We start from the raw sequence: 24,450 nt of genomic DNA, 5'->3' as shown, positions 1-24,450 counted from the left end.
CTTGTAGTACGGAACGTAAGTAGCATAGAATCAATAGACAAAGACTTTTTGACGTTTTAAAAAATTCAAACTGTTTGAATCAGTTACTTCAAGAAATTTATCGTAGGAGGATTTTTATGAGTAAAGAATTAAGGTTAAAAGCCGTAGAAAAAGAAGACGTAGACTTTATGCATCAAATGAGAAAGAATCCAGATATTATGGAATTTTGGTGCGCTGAGGCCTATACGTCTAAAGAACGATTGCTAAAAGAGTATGAGGACAATCAAAAAAGTGATACGATCAGACAATTCATTATTTATGATGGAGACCAGAAAATCGGTTACACCAGTCTATTTAATATTAATCCGCGCCACAGAAGTGCAACTTTTGCGATCATGTTAGATCCTTCTCATCATGGAAAAGGATATGCTACTCGTTCTACGGAATTAGTGGTCAAATACGGATTTAATCAATTGAACTTAAACAAGATTTCACTGGATGTTGTAGATTACAACGAAAAAGCTATTCACATCTACAAAAAAGTTGGCTTCGAAATCGAAGGCGAAAGAAAGCAACAGTATTTTATTAAAGGCGCATATACGAATGGATACGTTATGGGGCTTTTGAGAGAAAACTTTAATCAGTAATTTAGGTCATAAAGAAGCCTACATCGTTGGATGTAGGCTTCTTTTTATTCCTCTGGCTTATGTTTTAATTCTAGTCGTCCCATCCATAGTCCAAGAAGTAGACCAATTATAAATAATGCAACAGAGAAAAAGAGACCATACAAAGATAGTTGAGACCATTGATTTTGACTTGGGAAAATAATCACGGTTGAAGCGATTACGATTCCTAAGATAAAATGGAAAATCGTTGTATAATACAAATTCATCAAGTGATTGACTAGCTTGGAAAGAGCAACTACACATATTAGTGCACCGGTACCAACAGGTAGCAATATTGTCAAATCCAGTTGACTAATACCACGAGTTAGTGGTTCGTAGAGATTCATATAAATTAGAAAATTTGAAGGACTTAGACCAGGGACAATAAAGCCCGAAGCGAAAATGAAACCAACCATAATCCACGTTAAAGGTGTCTGAGCTACTTGTACATCTAAGAAAGTATTCGCAGCAACTAGTAAAATAAAAGAAAGAATAGCCGTAAAAGCAGTAAGATAAACATGCCATTTTTTCTGTCCATGAAGTTTTGCTTTTCTATAAAGTAAGGGAACAGTACCAAAGATACAGCCCATGAAAAATAAAAGAATGAAAACGGGATGATTTCGTAATAAGGATTCTATTGGATAGGCGAGTACAATGATCCCAAAAAGGCCACCTAGTCCTACTGGTAAAAAGAAGAGCAACTTACTTTTAAATTCTTTTTTAATATTAGAAATAAACTGAATAATCTCTTCATAAATTCCAAAAACTGCAGCTAAGGCGCCGCCGCTGACTCCTGGTAAAATAGCACCCGAGCCAATAAATATACCTTTTATGAAACGAATGATCCACTGTACTAATTCATTTTTCAATTAAGCTAACCTCCATTATTTTCCAATCATAAATGACAGCTCTTTAATTAGCAATTCAAATTGGAGACTTATGAGTAATTTAATATTTCAACACATCTGGTTGACTTTAGTAGTCTTAGTTGACTAGTAGAAAAACATTGTTATACTAAGAATAATAAAATTTCATATAGATAAGAAGGTTAGTCGTGGAAAGTAGCGATGACGATGCGACATCGGAACAATCAACTGTTAAAGCTTTTGATTTTTCCGTTTGGGTATATGTGAAACACTATTCTAATGAAGATGTAAGTCTATCTATTCATTATTGTGTTTTACGTTTATAGAAAAATTTCCGTTCAATGATGCCAAATTCATTCAAATCAAATATACTTGGAGGTAAATCAGTTGTCCGATATTTCTTTGCTATGGCTTTTTGTTTTACAGTTTGTATTTATATTTCTAAACGCGATTTTTGCTAGTGCAGAAATTGCTGTCATTACAATTAACGATAATAAACTAGAAAGACTTGCACAGAGCGGAGACGTTCGTGCGAAAAGACTAAAAAAATTAACAGAAAACTCTTCAGACTTTCTAGCAACTATTCAAATTGGGATTACCTTAGTCAATTTACTGAGTAGTGCGGTGGCGACTGAAAACTTCTCGAGTCGATTAGTCGACCTACTATCAAGAATTGGAGTAGACATTCCAATTGCTATATTGAACCTTACATCATTAATAGTCATCACCTTGCTATTAACTTTCTTTACAGTCGTATTAGGTGAATTGGTCCCTAAACAGTTAGCGTTAAGGAGTCCCGAAAAAGTAGCACTGTTTCTTTCTGGGTTAGTAACTCTTATTTCAAAAGTTTTCACCCCCGTCGTTCGACTTTTTTCTCTTTCTACGAAAGGAATTCTGAGAATTTTTGGTATCAATTCAGACGATGATGAAAGTGAAGATACCGAAGAAGAAATCCGTTTGATGCTGGATATAGGTGCTCAAAAAGGTCAAATACAACCCGAGGAAGAACATATGATTCAAAATATTTTTGAGTTCAATGATACTCAAATAGAGGAAATCATGACGCATAGAACGTCTGTTGTTTTTCTATGGATGGACGATACGGAAGAGGATTGGGAAAGCACAATTAGAGCGGGAAGACATTCGGTTTACCCCGTATGTAGCGAATCTACTGACAATATTGTAGGCATTCTATACACAAAAGACTACTTCAGAGTGGATGACAAAAGGTTGAGTTATCTAAGAGATGAAGTGATTCGTCCCGTGAACTATGTACTAGAAACGGTTCGAGCAGATGTACTATTCAGAAATATGAAGCAGACGAAAGATCGATTTGCTGTTGTAATTGATGAATACGGTGGCACGAGTGGGATTATAACGATGAATGATCTACTTGGACAAATTGTCGGAGAATTCAGTGATGATATACTAATGTCCAACGAATCACTTAATATCAAACCTCTTAACCAGCATTCATGGCTTGTAAATGGAAATACGAGTATTGAAGAATTGAACAGAAATCTCAAGTTGGAGATTCCAGCGGATCAATATAAGAATTTGAATGACTTTTATCTTTCAAATAAAGAATTTATTGAAAAGCAAAGCACACAGTTGTTCACAGAACATGGTTTTATTATGAAAAATATCCATATAGAAGATGATCATTTAAAGAATGCGATCATTGTTCTCTCGAAATAAAGAACAAGAAGTGATCAGTATATACTGATCACTTCTTGTTCTATTTTAACTTTAAAATAGCCATTCATTCGATTTTAAACTATTTTCAAGCAAAATAAAGTAAAACCTGTTATGATATAAGAGCAATTACGTATACGATTAGCGAATCGCTTTCTGCAGTGCTTGTTTTGCAAGATTATCTGCACCTTTGTTCTGCTTCTCTGGAATCCAATTGATTTCATAATAGGAAAGGGATTCAAGTAAGGCTAAACATTCGTTTAAATAAGGTTTAAAAGTCTCACTTTTCACATACTTTTTTTCTATAGAGCGAGCGACGACCTGACTATCGGTAAAAAATTGAGTGATAGAATGAGTCTGATTATTTTCTACGAGCCAGCTGATTGCTAGCCTGATTGCTTCAAATTCTGCAGTATGGTTATCCCATTGTCCTTCTAGTGGTAAAGCAAGCTGTTTGTACATATCTGTTCCAGTTATAACAATGCCGATACCAGCTGAACCTGGATTACCATTGACCGCAGCGTCAGAATAAACTTTTAACATAAGCCACCCTTTCAATTATTAAAAACTAGGAGTTTAATCACTATGAAAATCAAGAAAAATATTACATCTCAGGTTCCCGATAAATTTAATCTCATTTTAGAACCCGCATTTCAGTCCATGTATATCTCAGCTATATTCATTTCTTTTTGTTTAGCCATCATCATTACAACGACTGTTACTAGACCGAACTGGGGCACAGCGGTTTTTGTAGTTCTTACAATCGCCTTGATGTATTTAAAAAAGGAGACTTATCTAAAGATTAGTGAAGAGTCACTAGATTTTCGTTATTTCGCTGGAATAAAAAAAGAATCAGTTGCAATTAAGGATATTGAGCAGATTATTGTAACAGATTCCAGAACGATTGTTAAACTAAACAGAACAAACCAAGCGCCTTATATGATTTATATGCCTAAAGTAGCTCAAGAGCAATTAGTTTCATGGGCACAGCAGGAGAAGATAAACATAGGTACTGAAATGATAGAATATAGTAAAAAGGATTAGACAATTGTCTAATCCTTTTTTTATTAAACTGATTCTGAAGAAGTTTCAACTTCGCGTACTTGTGTTGCTTGAGGACCACGATTACCTTCAACGATTGAGAATTCAACTGACTGACCTTCTTTAAGAGTCTTAAATCCCTCTTTTTCAATCCCAGTAAAATGAACAAATACATCATCATGATCGTTGTATTCTATGAAACCATATCCTTTTTGATTACTAAACCATTTTACTTTACCTGAAGTCATGATAATCCTCCTATGAAAATTAATGGGTTCAATAAGCCTAATACGCTTATTGACAGTATATACAAATTTATCTTTATAATCAATCAGAGTCTGAATAGTTAACTGTTCTAACAAACTCAAGTTAGGTTTTAAAGAGAACTCAAATTAATGCATTCTATGTTACGCATGATATGATAGAATAGAAGTACGATAAAAAGAGGGGTGGGTCTACATGAAAGAATTGAAAATAGAAAATTTGACTCATTCGTATGGAATGAAAGTATTATTCGATTCAATCGATTTTTCAATTACAGACGGTCAAAGAATTGGTTTAATTGGAGTAAATGGGACTGGAAAAACAAGTCTCTTAAACATTCTTACAAGACAACTTTCTCCAGATAAAGGAGAAATCTCAAAACCAAATGACTATACTATTGGATATCTGGAACAGAAAAATACATTAGACGAAACGAAAACAGTTTTAGATACAGTTTTTGATGGAACGAATGCCATTATGTCAGCTGTTAGAGATTATGAATCTGCTTTGCAGCAGTTGACGAGTGATCCTACAAACGAACGTGCACAAAATCATTTTGCTTCTGCAGAACAGAAGATGAACAGTGCGGATGCATGGAACGCTAGTGCTAGCGCTAAATCTATCCTGACTCGTTTAGGCATTACGGATATGCAGTCAATCGTAGGTCAACTATCGGGTGGTCAACAAAAAAGAGTTGCACTGGCACAGGTACTGATCCAAGAACCAGACTTGTTGATCTTGGATGAGCCTACCAACCATTTGGACTTTGAGATGATCCAATGGTTGGAAAACTTTTTAATGTCTTACAAAGGTGCTTTGCTACTTGTAACACATGATCGTTATTTCCTTGATCATGTCGTCAATCATATGGTTGAACTGACTCATGGACGATTGGAAAGGTATGTCGGAAATTACCAAGAGTATGTTCGGTTAAAAGCCGAACGAGAAGAAACTCAAGCTGGTAAGACGCATAAACAAAAGCAACTTTATAAGCAAGAACTAGCATGGATGCGTGCAGGTGTTAAAGCCCGTGGTACAAAACAACAAGCTAGAATGGATCGCTTTACTGATTTGAAAAAAGAGGTTTCCAATACAGACCCTAATGGTTCACTTGATTTGAATTTGTCGGGCAGTCGATTAGGTAAAAAAGTTCTGGAGCTTGAAAATGCTAGTTTCAAACGTGATGATTTAGTTATCTTGGATGAGTTTAATCTCTTAATTCAACAAACCGATAGAATCGGGATAACAGGAGAAAATGGATCGGGTAAAACAACGTTCTTGAATATCCTTGCCAATCAAATTCCACTCGATAGTGGAATTTTTGAAGTAGGAGAAACGGTTAAGATTGCTTATTATACCCAGACGAACGAATCTATGGACGAAAACAAGAGAGTGATTTCTTATTTACAAGAAGTTGCTGAAGAAGTTCGTTTAGCAGATGGGACAAGTGTGAGTGTGACTCAGCTACTGGAACGATTCTTATTTGATCGTGCAACTCATGGGACTATGATTGGTAGACTATCCGGCGGAGAAAAACGTCGACTATATTTGTTGAAGTTATTGATGCAACAACCAAATGTATTACTACTGGATGAGCCAACGAATGATCTGGATATCCAGACATTAACCGTACTGGAAGAATACATTCAAACATTTAGTGGTGCGGTTATAGCTGTATCGCATGACCGCTATTTCTTAGATAAGATGGCTACGAAATTACTTGTATTCAATGGTAATGGATCAATCAGCGAATATTACGGTAAAATGACGGAATATTTAGAAGAAAAGAATAAAGAAACGAATACGGCTTCTACAAAGATGAGAAATCAAGATATCCCACCTGTTCAGAAATCTTCTGATAAGAAAGAAAAAACAAAGTTATCTTATATGGAGAAAAAAGAATGGGATACAATAGAAGATGAAATTGCGAAACTTGAAGAAGAACTAGAAGAGGTTCAAGCTGAAATGAATCAAGCAGGTAGCGACTACGGTGTCATAGGTGAGCTCACACGCCGACAGGAAAACCTTGAGCAAAAATTGGAAGCTAAAATGGAACGTTGGGAATATTTAAGCGAATTTATTTAAAGAGGAGAAATTTTAATGGAACAAGAATACCTGAACCTAGCCCAAAGAATACTAGACGAAGGAAGTATCAGAGATGATCGTACAGGTACAGGTACAAAATCTGTGTTCGGTCACCAGATGCGTTTTGATTTGCAAAAAGGCTTTCCTTTATTAACAACTAAAAGAGTCTTCTTTAAGTTGATTAAAAGTGAATTACTGTGGTTCCTTAAAGGAGATACAAACATAAAATATCTTCTTGAAAACAACAATCATATCTGGGACGAGTGGGCTTTTGAACGTTATGTTCAATCAGAAGACTATAATGGACCGGATATGACCGATTTTGGCTTGCGTTCTCAAAAAGATGAAGCCTTCAACAAAATCTACCAAGAAGAAAAAGAAGCTTTTAATCAAAAGATATTGGACGATGAAGCTTTTTCTGAAAAGCATGGGACACTCGGTAATGTTTACGGAGCACAATGGAGAACGTGGCCAACCACGTCTGGTGGAACCATTGACCAAATACAAAATGTCATTGACTCTATTAAAAATAATCCAGATTCAAGAAGACACATCGTTTCTGCATGGAATCCAGAAGAAGTTCCAGATATGGCACTACCACCTTGTCATACGTTATTCCAGTTTTATGTTCAAGATGGTAAACTGAGTTGTCAATTATACCAAAGAAGTGCAGACGTTTTCTTGGGTGTTCCATTTAATATTGCAAGCTATGCTTTGTTAACGCACTTAATCGCTAGAGAAACTGGTCTTGAAGTAGGAGATTTTGTGCACACACTTGGAGATGCGCATCTATACTTGAACCACATGGACCAGATTAATGAGCAACTATCTAGAGAGCCAATGCCGTTTCCTACTTTAGAGTTAAACCCAGAAAAAACAAGTATTTTTGATTTTGACATTGAAGATATTAACGTTACGGGCTATAACCCTCATAAAGGAATTAAAGCACCTATAGCAGTGTAGAAGAGGTCGAAGAATGGGATGTAGAGTATTAACTGAAAAAGATCTAAGTCATTGTGCCAATCTTTTTGTAGATGTATTTAACCAAGCTCCATGGAACGATGACTGGTCACTTGAACAAGCTAATGATTACGTCCAGGATATTTTCAATACTCCTGGATTTAAAGGCGTAGGTTACTTTCAAGAAGGGGCCTTTCAAGGAGCAATTCTTGGAAACACTAAACAGTGGTATAGTGGTGAAGAATTCTTTATTCAAGAGATGTTTATTAGATTAGAAATGCAGGGAAACGGCATAGGTAAACAACTGATGACATTCTTAATGAATCTCTTGAAGGAAGAAAATATTAAAGATGTTGCACTCCTCACAGATCGAGGAATTGATGCGGAATACTTTTACAAAAAAGTTGGATTCAATGAGGTTGAGAGACTAGTTTTCTTAGCGAAATCAGCTGAATAACAAATAGTTGCCTGCAACAATCAATTTAGTTGTTACAGGCAACTAATAAGGAGAATGCTTTAATGTTAACATTTGTATGGGCGGAAGACGAAAATGGTGTCATTGGTAAAGAAGGAGAACTTCCATGGTCTCTTCCTAACGATATGAAATTTTTCAAAGAAGTTACTTTAACAGGAAACGTCCTAATGGGTCGAAAAACTTTGGAATCTATTCCGAATCCACCTTTAAAAAATCGGATCAATGTTGTGCTAACTCGAAATACTGAATTCGAAAAAAAGGATATTATTATTCTTAACACTAAAGATGAAGTGCTTGAGCTTGCTAAAACAATGGATAAGCCACTGCACATTATTGGTGGAGCGGATATTTTTAATATGTTTGTAAATGATGTAGACAGACTGTATCGTACTTTGATACATGAAACGTTCGAAGGAGATGTTTATATGCCTTCAATAGACTACAGTTTGTTCGATCTGGTTGAAACAGTAGAAGGTCATGTAGATGAAAAAAATATTCATGCTCATACTTTCCAGATTTTTGAACGCAAACATGCTTGATTATTTTAACGTAACTAAAAAGACTGACGATTAAAACATCATTGTTTTAATCGTCAGTCTTTAATTTTTATCTGAAACTTTTTTAAGTGTATAGATAAATTGAGAAGAACATGCACACTGTACCGGCTAATACAAATAAGTGCCACACTACGTGCATGAATTTAACGTACTTCATTCGGTAGAATATTGCCCCTATAGTAAAAGACAAGCCACCTGCTACTAACCAGATGAAACCAGTTGTTCCAAGTCCTTGATATAAATAATTCAAGAAGAATAAGGAAATCCATCCCATAATGATATATAACCATACAGAAAGTCCTTGAAATTTCTTGAACCATACAGTCTTATAAATCACGCCTAATAACGCGATAGACCAGATCATTACAGTTAACAGAATACCTAAACGTCCTGAAATTGTAATGAGTGTATATGGAGTGTACGTACCTGCTATCAATAGGAAGATACTACAGTGATCTAGTACACGGAAGAACTGTTTTGCTTTCGTGAACGTCAGACTGTGGTATAACGTAGAACACAAGTATAACAAAATGAGTGTTGATCCGTAGACAATGTAAGAAGTAACTTCAACTACACCGCCCATTTCCAGTCCTTTTCTGACTAGAAAAATCAACCCGGTTATGCTCAATATTACGCCTAAACCGTGGGTGATTGCATTAAGTACCTCATTCCATATCAAGTAGCCTCTAGAAAAAGCTGCTTCTGATGTTTTTTCTGGCATAATATACCTCCTCTACAACCTTCGCTTCTGTACGTCAATACGATAATTTGGTATACTATCTTTTGAGTACTTTCAAATAGTAACCAATTATTTTGACAAATTCAGTATAGCATATTCATCTAACTGAAAGCGACTTTTAGCATGTTTTTTATCTAATTCAAGTACACAAAATAGAAGATTTTTTAATCTGGAAAGGATTTTTATGAGATCATTAAAAAAAGTAGGCATCAGCCTGATCAGTATCGTTTTGTTTGCACTTTTAAGTTACGTGATTTTGGATTTTTTTGTTCCAAAATCCAATTCATCTAATTCTGAAAATGAGGAAATAGCGCAGCAACAGAGCCGCATTTCCCTTGATTTAGTTGCTGTAGGCGATTCTTTAACAGAAGGTGTCGGTGACAGTACGCAAAGAGGAGGTTATGTTCCGTTAGTTGCAGATATGTTGAGAACAAATCCTAATGTCAAAAACGTTCAAACAGCTAATTATGGTCACGCAGGAGATACTTCTAGTCAATTGATGACGTTACTGGAAGAAAACGAAGAGGCGCAGGCAGATTTAAAAGAAGCTAATATTATTACTATAACGGTTGGTGGTAATGATTTAATCAGGAACTTCAGACAAGTGGGATTAAATGGATCTGTGGATGATTTTGAAACCACCATACAAGAGTACGAAGCAAATTTGAATAGCATCTTTTCTCTATTAAAGCAGTATAATAGTGAAGCTTCAATTTATATATACGGATTATACAATCCTTACCATTACTACTTTGCGGAATTTGAAGGGCTGCAGGCTGTTTTTGATTTATGGAATGAAAGAACTGTCGAGATTGCCGAAAATACTGATAACGTAACATTTGTAGAAATTGATTCATTATTTAATCCAAGTGATGCTCCTACTGAAACTGAAGTGGAAGCAAATAGTGGTGATTCCTTAGAAGACATTCAAGATACTAATCATCCATACCTGTTCGAAGACGATTTATTCCATCCGAACGATAGTGGTTACAAGGTTATGGCTTCAGCCTTAAGAGAAGCGATTGAAAAAGAACTTGAAGATACTGACTCCTTGCTCAGTATGAATAGATAAAGAAAGGAAGATCGATATAGTGGAACAACGGTCAGATAATTCAGGTAATAAGAAAACAATCAACATCTGGAAATGGGCCTTTTTGATTTTAGCCGGCTTAATTGTAGGTGCTGCTATATGGTTAGCTGTTCAATTACAGCCAGTGAGCGTAGGCGAAGAGAATACAGCACCACTTGTGACAAACGATGATGATTTGATTTTTGAAGTCAGTACAACAAAGGCTGATGTAACAAGGCTGACGAATGAATACCTTGAAAAAGAACTGGACGATCAATATGCGGGCTTCAGTTTCTCTTTAGAAGAGTCTGCTGAATTAAATGGAGAAATTGAAGTTTTCGGATTTCCAATACAGTTCTCTCTATACATGACACCGTATGTTTTAGAGAATGGTAATCTGCAGTTAAGAGGCGATTCAATCAATATTGGTTCACTTAACTTACCAATCAGCTTCGCTATGTCCCAATTATCAAGACAGGTAGATTTTCCGGAATGGATTGTGATCGATAGTGAAAACCAGTTTATCATTGTTAATCTCAATGAATTTGAGTTAGAAAATGGAACGCGTTTCTCTGCTGACCGAATCAATTTGGAAGAAGATGACATTCGTTTAAATATCCATTTGCCAGTTGAGGCAATAAGATGATAAACTAGCTCAGATGAATCATCGTACTGAAAAAAATTACAAAGAGGTGTTGAGATAGATGGAAAAAGCATTATTTGCAGGTGGGTGCTTCTGGTGTATGGTAGAGCCGTTTGAAGAACAAGATGGCATTAAGTCTGTTTTATCAGGTTATACAGGCGGACACGTTGAAAATCCAACTTATGAACAAGTTAAAAGTCAAACAACAGGTCACACAGAAGCTGTGTTAATCGAATTCGATCCTGATAAAGTAGCCTATGAGTCACTTGTATCATTATACTGGGATCAAACCGATCCAACTGACGCGATGGGACAATTTATGGACCGTGGAGATAGTTATAGACCAGTTATTTACTACTATTCAGACACTCAAAAAGAAATTGCAGAGACTTCAAAAGCAAAGCTACAAGAAAGTGGAAAGTATCAAGATCCTATTGTTACTACAATAGAAGAAGCGGGTATTTTTTATGAAGCTGAAGAAGAACATCAAGAATTCTACAAAAAAAATCCGCGTTTGTACAAGCAAGAAAAACTTGAGCGGGCTGAATGGGAAGCAGCAAACTCCAAAGGAGCAAATTAATGATTCGACCGTTCTATCATTATCTTATGACTGAAAGAGATCCTAAAAAGAAAGATGCTGTCACGCTTTTTGCAAATCATGCAGAGAATGATGGTAGCTTTCCTAAGCAATCGGAAGACTATGATGAAATCAGCGCATATCTGGAACTAAATGGCCATTATTTGCCGAGTATGGATGTTTTTGATGAAGCTTGGGGACGTTACATTGATAAAAATTCAAATTGAGTTCAACGATTAAACAATTAGGGAGATGCAACGATGAGTACACATATTGAAGCTAAACAAGGCGATATCGCAGAAACGGTTTTATTACCAGGAGATCCTTTAAGAGCAAAGTATATTGCAGAAACTTTTCTAGAAGATGTTGTTCAATACAATACGGTTAGAAATGCTTTTGGATATACGGGAACGTATAAGGGACAGAAAATTTCCGTGCAAGGTACGGGTATGGGTATTCCTTCAATCATGATCTATGTAGAAGAGTTGATTCAAGAATATGGCGTTCAGACACTGATGCGGGTAGGTTCAGCTGGTGGAATGAAAAAAGAAGTAGAAATCAGAGATGTGGTATTGGCGCAAGCAGCTACTACTGATTCAAGTGCTGTTCGAAATACCTTTGAAAACCAAGTGGACTTTGCTCCAATAGCGGATTTTGGTTTATTGAAAGATGCATATGATATTGGTACTGCAAATGGAATGAAAATCAAAGTCGGAAATGTTTTGAGTGCAGACCGTTTTTATAATCAAGAACTCGATAAAATGAAATTAGCAGATTATGGTGTACTTGCTGTTGAAATGGAAGCAGCTGGTCTTTATCTATTAGCTGCTAAATATAATAAAAAAGCGTTGGCTCTTTTAACGATTAGTGACCATTTAATTACTGGTGAAGAGACGACTTCAGAAGAACGAGAAAGAACGTTTGATGATATGATGATTATTGCACTAGAAACGGCTCTTAAAGCCAATAAAGCATAAACTGGTAAGGGATTAGTTGAGAAAAGAGGAAGTTCATGGAACAAGACCCAGGAAATAAACAGCCTAAAAAAGTCAGTTTGACGATCTATATCCTTTCATTAATTGTAGTATTGGTCGTAGGTATTGCAGGAACTAGTCTGGCCGTTAGAGGATCAGATGAGCAGCCAGAAAGTACGATGAGTACACAACCAGAAACGCAAAATCAATTACCTGATGAACTGATACAAGTTGAAGAACTCTATTCAGTGCTCATGGAAAATTATTTTGAAGAAATTGATTCTCAAGTATTGATTGAAGGGGCACTTGAGGGTATGGCTGGCTCGATAGGGGATCCTTATACAGAATATCTAGATGTCAGTGAGTCAACTTCTCTACAGGAAAGTACTGATGGCGAATTTGAAGGAATTGGCGCAGAAGTTATGAAAGAAGGAGAATTTGTTCGAATCGTTTCTCCAATAGCTGGCTCACCAGCAGAAGCAGCAGGACTGCAAGCGAATGATATGATTGTCGAGATAGACGGTGAATCAGTTGCAGAATTATCTTTATCAGATGCAGTAGCGTTGATTAGAGGACCAAAAGATTCTGAAGTAACTCTTTTACTTCAACGGGGCGGTGAAGAGTTTACTGTTACCTTGACTAGAGATGCGATCCCTGTAGAATCGGTTGTTTATGAGATGGACAGCAATGATCCATCGATTGGTCATATTCGTATTACGAATTTCAATCGACCAACATATGAAGAGCTTGTTAATGCCATCGAAACTCTGAAGGAACAAGGTGCTCAGAAGTTCATATTTGACGTTCGTAGTAACCCTGGCGGTCTACTAGATAGTGCATTACAAATTTCCAATATCTTTGTCGAAGACGGCAAACCCTTGATGCAGTCTCAAGGCAGAGGCGAAGAGCCGTTTGTCTACCTTGCAGATTCTGAAAATCTTGGAGAGTACAAGTTTGAAGGCGAGGCAGTGTTGCTCATTAACGAAGGTAGTGCAAGTGCGTCTGAGATTATAGCAGGTGCGCTAAGTGAATCTGCGGGTATACAGTTGATCGGACAAACAACTTTTGGTAAAGGTACAATACAAAATGTTGCACCGATTGTTGAAGGTGAAGGCGAAGTGAAATATACGACAGGCAAATGGTTGACAGCAAATGGTGAGTGGATCCATGAAAAAGGAATTGCTCCTGACATTGAAGTCGCAATGCCTGAATATCAGAATTTGCTGATTGTGAATAGTCAAGAAACTTATCAAATCGAGGATAGTTCTGAAGAAGTTGCCAACTTAAATGCTGTCCTTGAAGCACTTGAGTATCCAGTGGGAGACTCAGGGGACACGTTTACAGAAGAAACGCAATCTGCTGTTAAAAGCTTCCAAGAAGATAATGCATTAGAGGTTGATGGTGTTGTTACAGGATCTACGGCTACAAAACTCGTTGAAGCTTTGAGAACTTTGATCGAATCAAATGACACGCAATATGAAGAAGCTGTAAAAATCTTAAGTGAAGAATAAAGACTCCAAGCGATTTATGATTTTATAAATCGCTTTTTGTCTGAATAAAATGAGGGTTACAATCAACAGATGACTGTACAATTAAAAATGGCTTGATAAAAATGGAAAATATAAGCTATAATAAGTTAGTCAATCATTTCAATTACTTTATTCAGAAAGAGGATGCATATGCAAGAAAGTCTTAAAAAATTAAGACGAAAGCGCATCGCGAAAGTCTTGTTTGGCCTCGTTTTAGTCGGTGCCTTTTTAAGACTCTATATTTTAATACCTACAGATGTTACTGGAATATCCATGTATCCAACATTTGATTCAAATGATAAAGTAGTGATGTCAACCGTATCTTCAATAGAGCGATTCGATATTCTTGTATTTACGGATCCGATGAACAAAACAGTTGTTAAAAGGGTTATAGGACTGCCCGGAGAATCTATCCGTTATGAACAAGATCAATTATACGTGAACAATCAAATTGTAGCGGAACCGTTCTTTGACCGCAATGAGATTAATGAGGAGCCCGGACTTTGGACTTCGAATTTCGATATTATTCAGACTGGAGATCAGAGAGTCCCTGAAGGTGAGTATTTTTTAATGGGAGACAATCGTCGTTATAGTTATGATAGTCGTTTTTATGGTAGTATATCCAGTGAATCAGTTATAGGTAAGGTTGTTCTGCTCTATTATCCCTTCGAAAGAATAGGATGGCATTGAACCAATTTTAAAAAAAAGCCCTATATCATTATGTTAGAGAGAAGGTTGATTAATGAGTGATCAACAGTACGAAGAAACCAATTATGAACCTAGAAAAAGTAAGCATGATAAAAAAGTTAGAAAACCTGAGAAGAAACGCACTTTTTTTCAAGAAGTCATTAGCACTTTGATTTATATCGCTGTTATAACCGGCGTCATACTGCTCTTTCAAACGTATGTCTATACTTTTGTGAGTGTAGAAGGCGAATCCATGGCGCCGACGCTTGAAGATGGAGATAAACTTTTGCTCAGTAAGATGGGTGAAGTTGAACCTTTTGATATTATCGTATTTCCAGCACCAGACGAACCTGAAAAACAATACATTAAAAGAGTTATTGGTGTGCCTGGAGACGAAATAAGATATAGTAACGATACGCTTTATGTGAACAATGAGGAAGTTGAAGAACCTTATCTTGAAGGGTTAGAAGAACTGGATGCTCCTGTTATTGGAGGAACTATCAACGAGTTCTCCCTTGAATCTCTTCAAGGTGTTCAGACGGTACCTGAAAATGAGTTTTTCGTTATGGGTGATAACCGTGGAAATTCTAGAGATAGTCGATATTTTGGTTTTGTACCAGAAGATTCTGTTACTGGAAAAACAAGCTATAGACTTCTACCGTTCAAACACTTTGGCCTTATTGATAAAAACGATTAAAGAAAAAAGATAGTTGGTAAAAGAAGGGAGACCTTCTGTACCAACTTTTTTTCATGAAATAAGCAAATTCATGATACACTGATAATAGATAACGTGTTAGGAGAAAAATAATGACAATACAATGGTACCCCGGCCATATGGCCAAAGCTAAGAGACAATTTCTTGAAAAACTAAAGTTAGTAGATGTGGTATTTGAACTGGTTGATGCTCGAATCCCCTATTCAAGTCGAAATCCTGATTTAGTAGATATGATTGGAGATAAACCAAGAATTACTATATTAATGAAAAGCGATTTAGCGGATATGAAAAAAGTGAATGAGTGGATCAGATACTACGAGTCTCAAGGCATTTATGCAATTTCCATCAATGCAAAAGAAGGACAAGGAATGAAAGAAGTCATCAAACTGGCTAAAGTAGCCTTGACGTCGTTTTTTGAAAAAAGAAAGAAAAAAGGGTTGAAACCACGCGCAATCAGAGCCGTATGTGTTGGTATTCCTAATGTAGGGAAATCTACTCTGATCAACCGTTTTGCTCGTAAAAATATTGCTCAGACAGGTAATAGACCAGGAGTAACAAAGTCACAGCAATGGATTAAGTATGGTAAAGAGCTCGAATTATTGGATACTCCAGGTATATTATGGCCTAAATTCGAAGATCAAGAAGTTGGCAAACGATTAGCTTTAACAGGGGCAATTAAAGATGCTTTACTGAATCTTGATGACATTGCACTTTTTGGGATGGATTACTTGGTTCAACATTATCCAGGAGCTTTATCATCTCGTTATAAATTTGAACAAGAACTTGAAAAAGAAATGGAATTACCTGAATTATTAATGGAAATCACAAGACTAAGAGGCTTTAAAGAAGATTATGAACGAACTGCACAAGCCTTAATATATGAGTTAAGAGACGGTAAATTAGGTAGAATTACGCTTGAAACACCGAATGACATATTTACAGAAAGTGATGAAGATGAAGAAGCAGACAATCAATGAAGTCAAACAACAACTTGCATTAGTGAATGATCAAGACGATCCTCTTTTTGATGAACTCTTAAAAGATGACCGTAAAGGTGTTCAAAATGCAATCGCGAAATGGAAAAAAGACCAGGAAAGTCAGCAAAAGCTTTTAAATGACTACAAAATGATGTCTGAATTTGAAGAAGCAGCTAGAAACAATGGAGCTTCTTTTATCGCCGGAATTGATGAAGTCGGAAGAGGTCCTCTGGCAGGTCCTGTTGTAGCTGCTGCTGTCATACTAGATCCAGATAAACCAATTATCGGACTAAATGATTCAAAAAAACTTTCTCTATCTACTAGAGAAAGACTTTTTATTGAAATAAAAGAAAAAGCAATCGCTTATAGCGTGGGCCAAGTTGACGCTAAAGGGATCGATGAGATCAATATTTATCAAGCAAGTAAACGTGCAATGGAGATGGCTGTAGTGGATTTGTCCATTGAACCTGATTATTTACTAATTGATGCAATGAAACTGAATACGCCTATAGCTCAAGAAAGCCTGATCAAAGGAGATGCGCGTAGTGTTTCAATTGCAGCTGCCAGTATTTTGGCAAAAGTGACTAGAGATAAAATGATGGAAACTTATCATGAGCAATATCCCGGATATGGATTGGATAAAAATGCTGGTTACGGTACAAAACAACATTTAGAAGGATTGGACTTACTGGGAATCACACCTATCCACCGACTATCTTTTGCACCAGTAAGAGAAAGGCAGGAGTTTCGTTAAGTTAGAATTTATCTGGCAGTATATATAAGTAAGAAGCTTTTTAGTGAGTTTCTACTATTATATAAGGAGTGTATGTCTACTTGAACGATTATCTCAGTTTCTCAGAAACTTGTTTTATATTATCTCACTATACAAAATGGTCGATTAAAGAGAAATGGTGTTTTTTAAATGAGTTCTACCAAGAAGAACCGATTTTTCAAGACACGTTTAGACAATACGAGAAGCTTTCTGAAAAAAAGAAAGCTTCTTTTTTTGAATTCAAAGCAAAGTTCGATGTTCATAAACAACTTCAATCTCTAAAAAGTCACGATGTATCATTCGTGTCAATCAATGATCCTTCTTATCCGTTTATGTTAAAGGAGATATTCTTGCCGCCACTAATTTTGTTCTATAAAGGAAGCTATGATTGGCTCTCTTCTAACATTATAGGAATTGTTGGCGCCAGAGAATGTACCGAATATGGTCAGAAAAGTGTAGACACACTCGTACCGGAATTAGTTAAACAAGGGATTACGATTTCAAGTGGATTGGCTAGAGGGATCGATACCCGAGCGCATAAAGCAAGTATGCGTGCTTGCGGCCGAACGATTGCGGTTATTGGTACGGGATTGGATCGATATTACCCAGGAGAAAATCAACGGTTGCAGAGAAAGATTGAAAAAGAGCAGTTAATCTTGTCAGAGTTTCCTCTAGGAACTAGGCCGCTCAAGCACCATTTTCCTTTGAGAAATAGAATTATTTCGGGTATAAGTTCTGGTGTTATTGTTGTTGAAGCAAAAAAAAGAAGCGGGAGTTTGATTACTGCTTATCAGGCATTGGAGCAAAATCGAGACGTCTACGCTATCCCTGGATCGATTTTTGAAGAACGCTCTGCTGGAACAAATGATTTGATCAAAATAGGTGCAAAACTGGTAACATCGGCTAAGGATGTAATAGAAGATTTAAACTTTTAAAAGATTCATTTTCATGTAGCATATAGAAGTGTTTTCATTTTTTTTGATCTTGCAAGTTGACAAACCCTATTCGTATAGCATATGATGAGTAACGATTCTTTCATAACGAAAAGAATATGGCAATTCAGTAGAAAGAAGACTGAATTTAATCGTAAAGTGATGCCATTCCTTACTGAAATAACCAGTTCAAATCTTACAAATCAGAACTAACGAAAGGGGCCGTTCATTTGGCTTATAAATATTTGGTCATTGTGGAGTCACCAGCTAAAGCAAAGACAATTGAAAAATATCTTGGTAGAAATTATAAAGTAGTAGCCAGTTTAGGCCATATCAGAGATTTGCCAAAAAGTAGAATGGGCGTAGATTTCGAAAACAATTATGAACCCGACTACATTACGATACGAGGCAAAGGTCCGGTTATTAAAGATTTAAAAAAATACGCAAAAAAAGCTGAAAAAGTTTTTCTCGCAGCCGATCCTGATCGCGAAGGAGAAGCGATTGCATGGCATTTGAGTTATTTGTTAGATTTACGAGACGATGAGAAAAATCGAGTCGTGTTTAACGAAATTACCAAAGATGCTGTCAAAAACGCACTCAAAAACCCGAGAGATTTAGATGAGAATCTAATCGATTCCCAGCAAGCTAGACGTGTTCTTGACCGTATTGTAGGGTACAAGATTAGTCCTCTTCTATGGAAGAAAGTGAAACGTGGATTAAGTGCAGGACGTGTTCAATCTGTGGCACTTAAGATTATTTGCGACCGAGAAGATGAAATCAAGCAATTCAAACCAGAAGAATATTGGACAATAGATGGTAACTTCATCAAGTCTCGTAAGAAATTTAAAGCAAGTTTTTATGGTGTAGATGGGAAGAAAAAAGCGCTAGCTGATCAACCAGAAACTCAGACCGTACTTGAGCGAATCAACAAAGAGGAACCTTGGACAGTTAAGAAAGTTACTAAGAAAGAACGTAAAAGAAATCCTCAAAATCCTTTTACGACGAGTAGTCTGCAGCAAGAAGCCGCAGGTAAACTGAACTTTAGAACACGTAAAACGATGATGGTTGCGCAACAGCTTTACGAAGGGATTTCTTTAGGTAGAGGCGGTTCTGTTGGCCTAATCACCTATATGCGTACAGACTCAACTCGTCTGTCTGATACAGCAAAAGCAGAAGCGACACAGCTGATCCATGATGACTACGGCGAAGAGTATGCAGCAGTGAAGGCTCGCGCTGTTAAAAACAAAGAAGGCGCTCAGGATGCACACGAGGCTATTAGAGCGACTAGTGCAATGAGAAGACCTGAAGACATCAAGCAGTATCTTAGCAAAGATCAGTACAAGTTATATAATTTGATTTGGTCAAGATTTATTGCAAGTTTAATGAAACCAGCCATTTACGACACTATGAGAGTAGATCTAGAACAAAATGGCGTAATGTTTAGAGCCAATGGATCTAAAATCAAGTTTGATGGATATCAAATCGTCTACAAAGATTCTTCTAAAGAAAAAGACAATATTCTACCTGATATGGAAGAGAATGATGAAGTATCACTGGATACGCTTGAACCCGAACAACACTTCACACAACCACCAGCAAGATTCAGTGAAGCGACACTAATTAAAACGCTTGAAGAAAATGGTGTCGGTCGTCCATCAACGTATGCGCCTACTCTAGAAACAATTCAACGAAGATATTATGTAGCGCTTAAAAACAAACGGTTTGAACCTACTGAACTAGGTGGAATCGTTAATGAAATGATCAAAGAGTTCTTCCCGAATATTGTAGATGTAAACTTTACTGCAAAAATGGAAAAAGATCTCGATTCAGTTGAAGAAGGAAAGATTGAATGGGTAGAAATTATTGACCAGTTCTATACACCTTTTAAAGAAGAAGTTGAAAAAGCGGAAAAAGAAATCCAAGAAGTCGAAATTGAAGATGAACCAGCCGGCTTTGACTGTGAAAAATGTGGTCATCCAATGGTCATCAAAATTGGACGCTACGGCAAATTCTATGCTTGTTCAAACTTCCCCGACTGTCGTAATACCAAACCGATCGTCAAGAAACTTGAAATCACTTGTCCACTTTGTAAAAAAGGGGAAGTCGTGGAAAGAAAATCTAAGAAAAATAGAATTTTCTACGGTTGTGACCGCTATCCAGACTGTGAATTCACTTCTTGGGACAAACCTGTAGGTAGAAGTTGTCCGAAATGTGATCATTTCCTAGTAGAAAAAATCACTAAAAAACAAAGCCAAGTGAAATGCTCTAACTGTGAATACGCAGAAGACATTCAAAAATAATTTTAGACGTTTTGATCGTAGACAAATAAGTCGTTCGCTGGTTCAGCACGCGACTTATTTTCTACCTTCAGCGTCTTTTTGCGTCCGTTCTTCTTATACGAAATTTTATAGAAATGTGTTAAACTATATGAGGAAGAATGTAGGAGGTAAGTTCGTTGGAGCGAAATTTAGTTACTTTATTCATGAACTATCTGATTCATGAACGTCATTATTCAGATCTGACAAAAAAAGCCTATCTTGAAGATATAGAAGCCTTTTCTTCTTTTTTGAAAGAGAGTGGAAATGATGATTTATTGGCAATTACATTACCAGACGCTAGAGTTTATCTTGGCTACTTGAATGATCGCGAATATTCTAGAACCTCTATTTCTAGGAAAATTTCTAGTTTAAGAGCGTTCTATCAATTTCTGCTTAACAATGAGCTAGCTTCGGATAATCCCTTTTCTTATTTGAATATGAAGAAAAGAGGCTTAAGATTACCAACCTTTTTCTATAGTCAAGAGATGGAAAAGTTATTTGAAGCAGCCGTAGGAACGAAACCTCTGGATTACCGAAATATTGCGATACTAGAAGTTTTATATGGTACGGGGATTCGTGTTAGCGAGTGTACTGGGTTGAAAATGGAAGATGTGGATTTTGACATGGGTGTTATGCTAGTTAAAGGTAAGGGGAATAAAGAGCGTTATGTACCTTTCGGTCACTATGCTTCAATTGCCCTTCAAGAATACATTGAAGTGACCCGAAATGCCATCATGACAAAGTATGCTAAAGATCACGACTTCTTGTTTATTAATCATCATGGCGATCAAATCACTCAAGCAGGTGTACAATACACACTGAATCAGATTCTTAAAAAGAGTACGTTGACTTCTAATATTTCACCACATATGTTGAGACATACTTTTGCCACGCATCTCTTGGATAATGGTGCAGATATGAGGACCGTACAGGAATTACTTGGCCACAAAAGTTTATCGTCTACTCAAATTTATGCACATGTTACAAAAGAACATTTGCAGTCGGACTACCGAAAGTACCATCCTAGAGCTTAAACAAAATCAATTCTTAGTTATAATGGAGGAAAATCATGGTTGAATTTCATGCAACAACAATATTAGCAATACAGCATAACGGAGAGTCCGCTATGGCTGGAGACGGACAAGTCACAATGGGCGAACAAGTCGTTATGAAAGGAACTGCGCGTAAAGTTCGTAAGATTTATAACGGAGAAGTTCTTGTTGGATTTGCTGGTAGTGTAGCAGATGCATTTACACTAGAAGAGAAATTTGAAGGATATTTGAACCAATATAATGGACATTTGATGCGCGCTGCAGTGGAGCTTGCACAAGAATGGCGTACAGATAAAATGATGAAAAATCTTGAAGCTTTATTGATTGTTATGAATAAAGACGAGATGCTGCTGATTTCTGGTAATGGAGAAGTTATCCAACCAGATGACGGTATCCTTGGAATCGGATCAGGTGGAAACTTTGCATTGTCAGCAGCAAGAGCCTTGAAACAATACGGAGGACCGTTATCGGCTAAAGAAATTGCTGAAAATAGTTTGAACGTTGCAGCAGATATCTGTGTCTTTACAAACCATAATATCATTTCAGAGAAATTGTGAGGAGACCCTAATGAATTCTAAAACGGATTTAAAACCTAGAGAAATTGTAGAAAAACTGGATAAGTATATCGTCGGACAAAATGAAGCTAAAAAAGCTGTTGCTGTCGCTTTGCGTAATCGTTACCGTAGATTGAAATTGGATGATGATATGCAAAAAGAGATTACACCTAAAAACATCTTGATGATTGGGGCAACAGGTATTGGTAAAACTGAAATTGCCCGTCGACTTGCAGATATTGTTGATGCCCCTTTTATCAAAGTAGAAGCAACTAAATTCACAGAGGTTGGGTATATTGGTCGTGATGTAGAATCGATGGTCAGAGATCTTACAGAAGCAGCCGTACAACTTGTTCGTGAAGAGCAACGAAGAAACGTTCGCGGTAAAGCAGAAAACAAAGCAATTGACCGTGTAGCTAAAGCGCTTGTACCAGGCATTAAACAAGAAAAGAAAAAACAAGAACCTAATCCTTTAGCAGGTATGTTCCAAAGCATGGGTGTAGACCCAAGCCAGCTATATGGTGATCAAACAGAAGAAACAGAGACCGTAACAGCTGAAATCTCGACTAAACGAGACGAATTAACCAGACAGATTAAAAAAGGTTTATTGGATAGCAGAGAAGTTGAAATCAAAGTTGATGAAAAGAAACCTGCATCTAATCCGATGAGTGCGCCTCTAGAACAAATGGGGATTGATCTTTCGGATACATTAGGTCAATTAAAACCCACAAAAAAAGTTAAAAGAAGTGTAACTGTAAAAGAAGCTGTAGAAATTTTTACTGAAGAAGAAGCTGATAAGCTCATTAACCAAGAAGACATTCATGCAGAAGCTGTCCACTTAACAGAGAATGCAGGAATCGTCTTTATAGATGAAATTGATAAAATCACTTCTAAAGGTCAAAATAACAGTGGACAAGTTTCAAGAGAAGGTGTCCAAAGAGATATTTTACCAATCGTTGAAGGCTCTAGCGTGAAAACGAAATTTGGTACGGTTAATACGGATCATATCTTATTTATTGGCTCAGGCGCTTTCCATGTTTCAAAACCAAGTGATCTTATACCTGAATTACAAGGACGATTCCCAATTCGCGTTGAATTAAATGATCTTACAAAAGATGATTTTGTTAAGATTCTTACAGAGCCGCATAATGCTTTGATTAAGCAATATCAGGCTTTATTAGATACCGAAAACATCAATGTAATCTTCACGATGGAGTCGATCGAAAGAATCGCTGAAATTGCTTATGAAGTGAATGAATCAACAGATAATATTGGAGCTAGAAGACTGCATACGATTCTTGAGAGACTTTTAGAAGAATTATTGTTTGAAGCTCCTGATATGCAAATGGGCGAAGTGAAAATCACTCAAAAATATGTAGATGATAAGATTGGGCATATCGTTGAGGATAAAGATTTAAGTCGCTACATTTTATGATAGACCAGAATGATGCTATTGCTGAAAGGAAATCAGATTAAATGAGTAATGAAGCCTTTTTACAAAAAGTAAAAGAATTAAATAAACAGGCTAATGTTAAAGAATGGGCAAAGTATATTCTTTCTAATAATTCAAATGAAATAGACTTTCCATTGAAAAGCATCTCATTCGCCCTGGGTAAGATACTGGATGCAAATATTTATATTGTTAACGCGGAAGGTCATTTACTAGGGTATCATGAAAGACATCGCGTCAATACGCAAAGAGTTAGAAACTTGATTGAAAACAAGATGTTTCCATATAACTATATTCAAAGGTTATCTAACGTCACAGAAACGACGTTAAATGTGAAGATCGATGATAATTTGACGATTTTTCCTGTTGAAAAGAGAGCTAATTATCCAGAAGCAATGACGAGTGTTATTCCAATTGTTTTATCTGATGATCGTCTGGGGACCCTACTAGTAGGAAGGGTTCAAGATGAGATTGACGATGTAGATGCATTGTTAGTCGAACATGCAGCTTCAATGATTGGTTTGGAGATTGCTTTAGAATATGGAAAGAATGAAGTAGAAATAGAAAAACAACTTTCTGGTGCGAGGTTGGCTATTTCCACTCTTTCAGTGACTGAAGTCAAAGCGCTTAAAGGCGTTTTCTCTCAAATCAACCCGGATAATCAGGAAACCATTCTGACAACTTCTGAGATCGCTGATAAAATCGGTGTAACGCGTTCTATCGTAGTTAATGCCTTACGCAAGCTAGTATCTGCTTCGGTCATAGAGCAGCGCTCTATGGGGATGAAAGGGACTTATATCAAGGTTCTTAATCCGATCTTCTCAAAAACATTGTTTTCAGACCAGGATCCTTCAAATTAAACAAAAGAAGCCTTT

The 24,450-nt window shown here is 36.7% G+C and carries 28 protein-coding genes; 24 read left to right on the top strand and 4 right to left on the bottom strand.

The annotated features are described in order from the left end of the window. Nucleotides 1-116 precede the first annotated feature (116 nt). A complete protein-coding gene (locus VXN63_RS02015) occupies nucleotides 117-626 on the top strand; it encodes a GNAT family N-acetyltransferase (RefSeq protein WP_327756300.1) in 510 nt (169 codons plus the stop codon). Nucleotides 627-670: 44 nt separating this feature from the next. Here the strand turns inward: VXN63_RS02015 and VXN63_RS02010 are convergent, their stop codons facing one another. Beyond that, a complete protein-coding gene (locus VXN63_RS02010) occupies nucleotides 671-1,513 on the bottom strand; it encodes a DUF368 domain-containing protein (protein ID WP_327756299.1) in 843 nt (280 codons plus the stop codon). A gap of 185 nt (nucleotides 1,514-1,698) precedes the next feature. Here VXN63_RS02010 and VXN63_RS02005 point away from each other — a divergent pair, with 185 nt between their 5' ends. Next, the gene (locus tag VXN63_RS02005; protein WP_327756298.1) at nucleotides 1,699-1,836 is read left to right on the top strand and encodes a hypothetical protein; all 138 of its coding nucleotides are present in this window, start codon (nucleotides 1,699-1,701) and stop codon (nucleotides 1,834-1,836) included. A 61-nt stretch (nucleotides 1,837-1,897) separates the two neighbouring features. Beyond that, nucleotides 1,898-3,208, top strand: a complete 1,311-nt coding sequence (locus tag VXN63_RS02000) for a hemolysin family protein (protein WP_327756297.1) — start codon at nucleotides 1,898-1,900, stop codon at nucleotides 3,206-3,208. A gap of 138 nt (nucleotides 3,209-3,346) precedes the next feature. Here VXN63_RS02000 and VXN63_RS01995 read toward each other — a convergent pair whose 3' ends face one another. Further along, nucleotides 3,347-3,748: a ribonuclease HI family protein gene (locus VXN63_RS01995; RefSeq protein ID WP_327756296.1), complete on the bottom strand. Its 402-nt coding sequence runs from the start codon at nucleotides 3,746-3,748 to the stop codon at nucleotides 3,347-3,349. Between the two features lie 42 nt (nucleotides 3,749-3,790). On the opposite strand from VXN63_RS01995, the gene VXN63_RS01990 reads away from it, so the two are divergent. Further along, a complete protein-coding gene (locus VXN63_RS01990; protein WP_327756295.1) occupies nucleotides 3,791-4,249 on the top strand; it encodes an EbsA family protein in 459 nt (152 codons plus the stop codon). A gap of 23 nt (nucleotides 4,250-4,272) precedes the next feature. On the opposite strand, the gene VXN63_RS01985 is transcribed toward VXN63_RS01990, so the two are convergent. Beyond that, entirely contained in the window at nucleotides 4,273-4,494 is a 222-nt protein-coding gene (locus VXN63_RS01985) for a cold-shock protein (protein WP_327756294.1), read from the bottom strand. A 253-nt stretch (nucleotides 4,495-4,747) separates the two neighbouring features. Between VXN63_RS01985 and VXN63_RS01980 the strand changes: the two genes are divergently transcribed. The 4 genes from VXN63_RS01980 (at nucleotide 4,748) to VXN63_RS01965 (ending at nucleotide 8,569) form a co-directional block, all read left to right on the top strand. After that, nucleotides 4,748-6,595, top strand: a complete 1,848-nt coding sequence (locus tag VXN63_RS01980; protein ID WP_442915292.1) for an ABC-F family ATP-binding cassette domain-containing protein — start codon at nucleotides 4,748-4,750, stop codon at nucleotides 6,593-6,595. A gap of 15 nt (nucleotides 6,596-6,610) precedes the next feature. Next, nucleotides 6,611-7,558: a thymidylate synthase gene (locus VXN63_RS01975; RefSeq protein WP_327756292.1), complete on the top strand. Its 948-nt coding sequence runs from the start codon at nucleotides 6,611-6,613 to the stop codon at nucleotides 7,556-7,558. Nucleotides 7,559-7,571: 13 nt separating this feature from the next. Further along, on the top strand, nucleotides 7,572-8,012 hold the full coding sequence (locus VXN63_RS01970; RefSeq protein ID WP_327756291.1) for a GNAT family N-acetyltransferase: 441 nt from the start codon (nucleotides 7,572-7,574) through the stop codon (nucleotides 8,010-8,012). 62 nt (nucleotides 8,013-8,074) lie between these two features. After that, nucleotides 8,075-8,569: a dihydrofolate reductase gene (locus VXN63_RS01965; protein WP_327756290.1), complete on the top strand. Its 495-nt coding sequence runs from the start codon at nucleotides 8,075-8,077 to the stop codon at nucleotides 8,567-8,569. An 82-nt stretch (nucleotides 8,570-8,651) separates the two neighbouring features. Here the strand turns inward: VXN63_RS01965 and trhA are convergent, their stop codons facing one another. Then, nucleotides 8,652-9,308 (bottom strand): PAQR family membrane homeostasis protein TrhA, encoded by a 657-nt coding sequence (gene trhA / locus VXN63_RS01960; protein WP_327756289.1) that lies wholly within the window; start codon nucleotides 9,306-9,308, stop codon nucleotides 8,652-8,654. Between the two features lie 202 nt (nucleotides 9,309-9,510). Between trhA and VXN63_RS01955 the strand changes: the two genes are divergently transcribed. The 16 genes from VXN63_RS01955 (at nucleotide 9,511) to VXN63_RS01880 (ending at nucleotide 24,435) form a co-directional block, all read left to right on the top strand. Continuing rightward, nucleotides 9,511-10,398, top strand: coding sequence for an SGNH/GDSL hydrolase family protein (locus VXN63_RS01955; RefSeq protein ID WP_327756288.1), 888 nt, complete (start codon nucleotides 9,511-9,513; stop codon nucleotides 10,396-10,398). Nucleotides 10,399-10,417: 19 nt separating this feature from the next. Beyond that, on the top strand, nucleotides 10,418-11,041 hold the full coding sequence (locus VXN63_RS01950; protein ID WP_327756287.1) for a YpmS family protein: 624 nt from the start codon (nucleotides 10,418-10,420) through the stop codon (nucleotides 11,039-11,041). A gap of 58 nt (nucleotides 11,042-11,099) precedes the next feature. Beyond that, a complete protein-coding gene (gene msrA, locus VXN63_RS01945) occupies nucleotides 11,100-11,618 on the top strand; it encodes a peptide-methionine (S)-S-oxide reductase MsrA (RefSeq protein ID WP_327756286.1) in 519 nt (172 codons plus the stop codon). Beyond that, on the top strand, nucleotides 11,618-11,842 hold the full coding sequence (locus VXN63_RS01940) for a YozE family protein (RefSeq protein WP_327756285.1): 225 nt from the start codon (nucleotides 11,618-11,620) through the stop codon (nucleotides 11,840-11,842). The genes msrA and VXN63_RS01940 overlap by 1 nt, the downstream gene beginning before the upstream one ends. 33 nt (nucleotides 11,843-11,875) lie before the next feature. Beyond that, nucleotides 11,876-12,592, top strand: coding sequence for a purine-nucleoside phosphorylase (gene deoD, locus VXN63_RS01935; RefSeq protein ID WP_327756284.1), 717 nt, complete (start codon nucleotides 11,876-11,878; stop codon nucleotides 12,590-12,592). A gap of 35 nt (nucleotides 12,593-12,627) precedes the next feature. Further along, nucleotides 12,628-14,100, top strand: coding sequence for a S41 family peptidase (locus VXN63_RS01930; RefSeq protein WP_327756283.1), 1,473 nt, complete (start codon nucleotides 12,628-12,630; stop codon nucleotides 14,098-14,100). Between the two features lie 168 nt (nucleotides 14,101-14,268). Continuing rightward, nucleotides 14,269-14,808: a signal peptidase I gene (gene lepB, locus VXN63_RS01925; protein WP_327756282.1), complete on the top strand. Its 540-nt coding sequence runs from the start codon at nucleotides 14,269-14,271 to the stop codon at nucleotides 14,806-14,808. 52 nt (nucleotides 14,809-14,860) lie between these two features. Then, nucleotides 14,861-15,502, top strand: a complete 642-nt coding sequence (gene lepB / locus VXN63_RS01920) for a signal peptidase I (protein WP_327756281.1) — start codon at nucleotides 14,861-14,863, stop codon at nucleotides 15,500-15,502. Nucleotides 15,503-15,612: 110 nt separating this feature from the next. Then, nucleotides 15,613-16,497, top strand: coding sequence for a ribosome biogenesis GTPase YlqF (gene ylqF, locus VXN63_RS01915; protein ID WP_327756280.1), 885 nt, complete (start codon nucleotides 15,613-15,615; stop codon nucleotides 16,495-16,497). Next, nucleotides 16,475-17,251, top strand: coding sequence for a ribonuclease HII (locus VXN63_RS01910; RefSeq protein WP_327756279.1), 777 nt, complete (start codon nucleotides 16,475-16,477; stop codon nucleotides 17,249-17,251). Before ylqF ends, VXN63_RS01910 begins: the two co-directional genes overlap by 23 nt. A gap of 80 nt (nucleotides 17,252-17,331) precedes the next feature. Further along, nucleotides 17,332-18,204 (top strand): DNA-processing protein DprA, encoded by an 873-nt coding sequence (gene dprA / locus VXN63_RS01905; protein WP_327756278.1) that lies wholly within the window; start codon nucleotides 17,332-17,334, stop codon nucleotides 18,202-18,204. Between the two features lie 227 nt (nucleotides 18,205-18,431). Beyond that, nucleotides 18,432-20,501 (top strand): type I DNA topoisomerase, encoded by a 2,070-nt coding sequence (gene topA, locus VXN63_RS01900; RefSeq protein ID WP_327756277.1) that lies wholly within the window; start codon nucleotides 18,432-18,434, stop codon nucleotides 20,499-20,501. A gap of 155 nt (nucleotides 20,502-20,656) precedes the next feature. Next, on the top strand, nucleotides 20,657-21,553 hold the full coding sequence (gene xerC, locus VXN63_RS01895) for a tyrosine recombinase XerC (RefSeq protein ID WP_327756276.1): 897 nt from the start codon (nucleotides 20,657-20,659) through the stop codon (nucleotides 21,551-21,553). A gap of 35 nt (nucleotides 21,554-21,588) precedes the next feature. Beyond that, the gene (hslV, locus tag VXN63_RS01890) at nucleotides 21,589-22,128 is read left to right on the top strand and encodes an ATP-dependent protease subunit HslV (RefSeq protein ID WP_225744057.1); all 540 of its coding nucleotides are present in this window, start codon (nucleotides 21,589-21,591) and stop codon (nucleotides 22,126-22,128) included. Between the two features lie 10 nt (nucleotides 22,129-22,138). Next, on the top strand, nucleotides 22,139-23,560 hold the full coding sequence (hslU, locus tag VXN63_RS01885) for an ATP-dependent protease ATPase subunit HslU (RefSeq protein WP_327756275.1): 1,422 nt from the start codon (nucleotides 22,139-22,141) through the stop codon (nucleotides 23,558-23,560). A 41-nt stretch (nucleotides 23,561-23,601) separates the two neighbouring features. Next, on the top strand, nucleotides 23,602-24,435 hold the full coding sequence (locus tag VXN63_RS01880; RefSeq protein WP_327756274.1) for a GTP-sensing pleiotropic transcriptional regulator CodY: 834 nt from the start codon (nucleotides 23,602-23,604) through the stop codon (nucleotides 24,433-24,435). The last annotated feature ends 15 nt before the right edge of the window (nucleotides 24,436-24,450 follow it).

It is taken from the genome of Marinilactibacillus sp. XAAS-LB27 (assembly GCF_036039175.1).
GTDB lineage: Bacteria > Bacillota > Bacilli > Lactobacillales > Carnobacteriaceae_A > Marinilactibacillus.
This window is presented reverse-complemented; position numbering and strand designations above follow the sequence as displayed.

What these genes read in the sequence shown, in the direction of transcription:
- VXN63_RS02015 (WP_327756300.1), top strand. Translation starts at nt 117, where the DNA reads ATGAGTAAAGAATTAAGGTTAAAAGCCGTAGAAAAAGAAGACGTAGAC.
- VXN63_RS01995 (WP_327756296.1), bottom strand. Translation starts at nt 3,748, where the DNA reads ATGTTAAAAGTTTATTCTGACGCTGCGGTCAATGGTAATCCAGGTTCA.
- VXN63_RS01990 (WP_327756295.1), top strand. Translation starts at nt 3,791, where the DNA reads ATGAAAATCAAGAAAAATATTACATCTCAGGTTCCCGATAAATTTAAT.
- VXN63_RS01985 (WP_327756294.1), bottom strand. Translation starts at nt 4,494, where the DNA reads ATGACTTCAGGTAAAGTAAAATGGTTTAGTAATCAAAAAGGATATGGT.
- VXN63_RS01980 (WP_442915292.1), top strand. Translation starts at nt 4,748, where the DNA reads ATGAAAGTATTATTCGATTCAATCGATTTTTCAATTACAGACGGTCAA.
- VXN63_RS01975 (WP_327756292.1), top strand. Translation starts at nt 6,611, where the DNA reads ATGGAACAAGAATACCTGAACCTAGCCCAAAGAATACTAGACGAAGGA.
- VXN63_RS01970 (WP_327756291.1), top strand. Translation starts at nt 7,572, where the DNA reads ATGGGATGTAGAGTATTAACTGAAAAAGATCTAAGTCATTGTGCCAAT.
- VXN63_RS01965 (WP_327756290.1), top strand. Translation starts at nt 8,075, where the DNA reads ATGTTAACATTTGTATGGGCGGAAGACGAAAATGGTGTCATTGGTAAA.
- trhA (WP_327756289.1), bottom strand. Translation starts at nt 9,308, where the DNA reads ATGCCAGAAAAAACATCAGAAGCAGCTTTTTCTAGAGGCTACTTGATA.
- VXN63_RS01955 (WP_327756288.1), top strand. Translation starts at nt 9,511, where the DNA reads ATGAGATCATTAAAAAAAGTAGGCATCAGCCTGATCAGTATCGTTTTG.
- msrA (WP_327756286.1), top strand. Translation starts at nt 11,100, where the DNA reads ATGGAAAAAGCATTATTTGCAGGTGGGTGCTTCTGGTGTATGGTAGAG.
- VXN63_RS01940 (WP_327756285.1), top strand. Translation starts at nt 11,618, where the DNA reads ATGATTCGACCGTTCTATCATTATCTTATGACTGAAAGAGATCCTAAA.
- deoD (WP_327756284.1), top strand. Translation starts at nt 11,876, where the DNA reads ATGAGTACACATATTGAAGCTAAACAAGGCGATATCGCAGAAACGGTT.
- VXN63_RS01930 (WP_327756283.1), top strand. Translation starts at nt 12,628, where the DNA reads ATGGAACAAGACCCAGGAAATAAACAGCCTAAAAAAGTCAGTTTGACG.
- lepB (WP_327756282.1), top strand. Translation starts at nt 14,269, where the DNA reads ATGCAAGAAAGTCTTAAAAAATTAAGACGAAAGCGCATCGCGAAAGTC.
- lepB (WP_327756281.1), top strand. Translation starts at nt 14,861, where the DNA reads ATGAGTGATCAACAGTACGAAGAAACCAATTATGAACCTAGAAAAAGT.
- ylqF (WP_327756280.1), top strand. Translation starts at nt 15,613, where the DNA reads ATGACAATACAATGGTACCCCGGCCATATGGCCAAAGCTAAGAGACAA.
- VXN63_RS01910 (WP_327756279.1), top strand. Translation starts at nt 16,475, where the DNA reads ATGAAGAAGCAGACAATCAATGAAGTCAAACAACAACTTGCATTAGTG.
- hslV (WP_225744057.1), top strand. Translation starts at nt 21,589, where the DNA reads ATGGTTGAATTTCATGCAACAACAATATTAGCAATACAGCATAACGGA.
- hslU (WP_327756275.1), top strand. Translation starts at nt 22,139, where the DNA reads ATGAATTCTAAAACGGATTTAAAACCTAGAGAAATTGTAGAAAAACTG.
- VXN63_RS01880 (WP_327756274.1), top strand. Translation starts at nt 23,602, where the DNA reads ATGAGTAATGAAGCCTTTTTACAAAAAGTAAAAGAATTAAATAAACAG.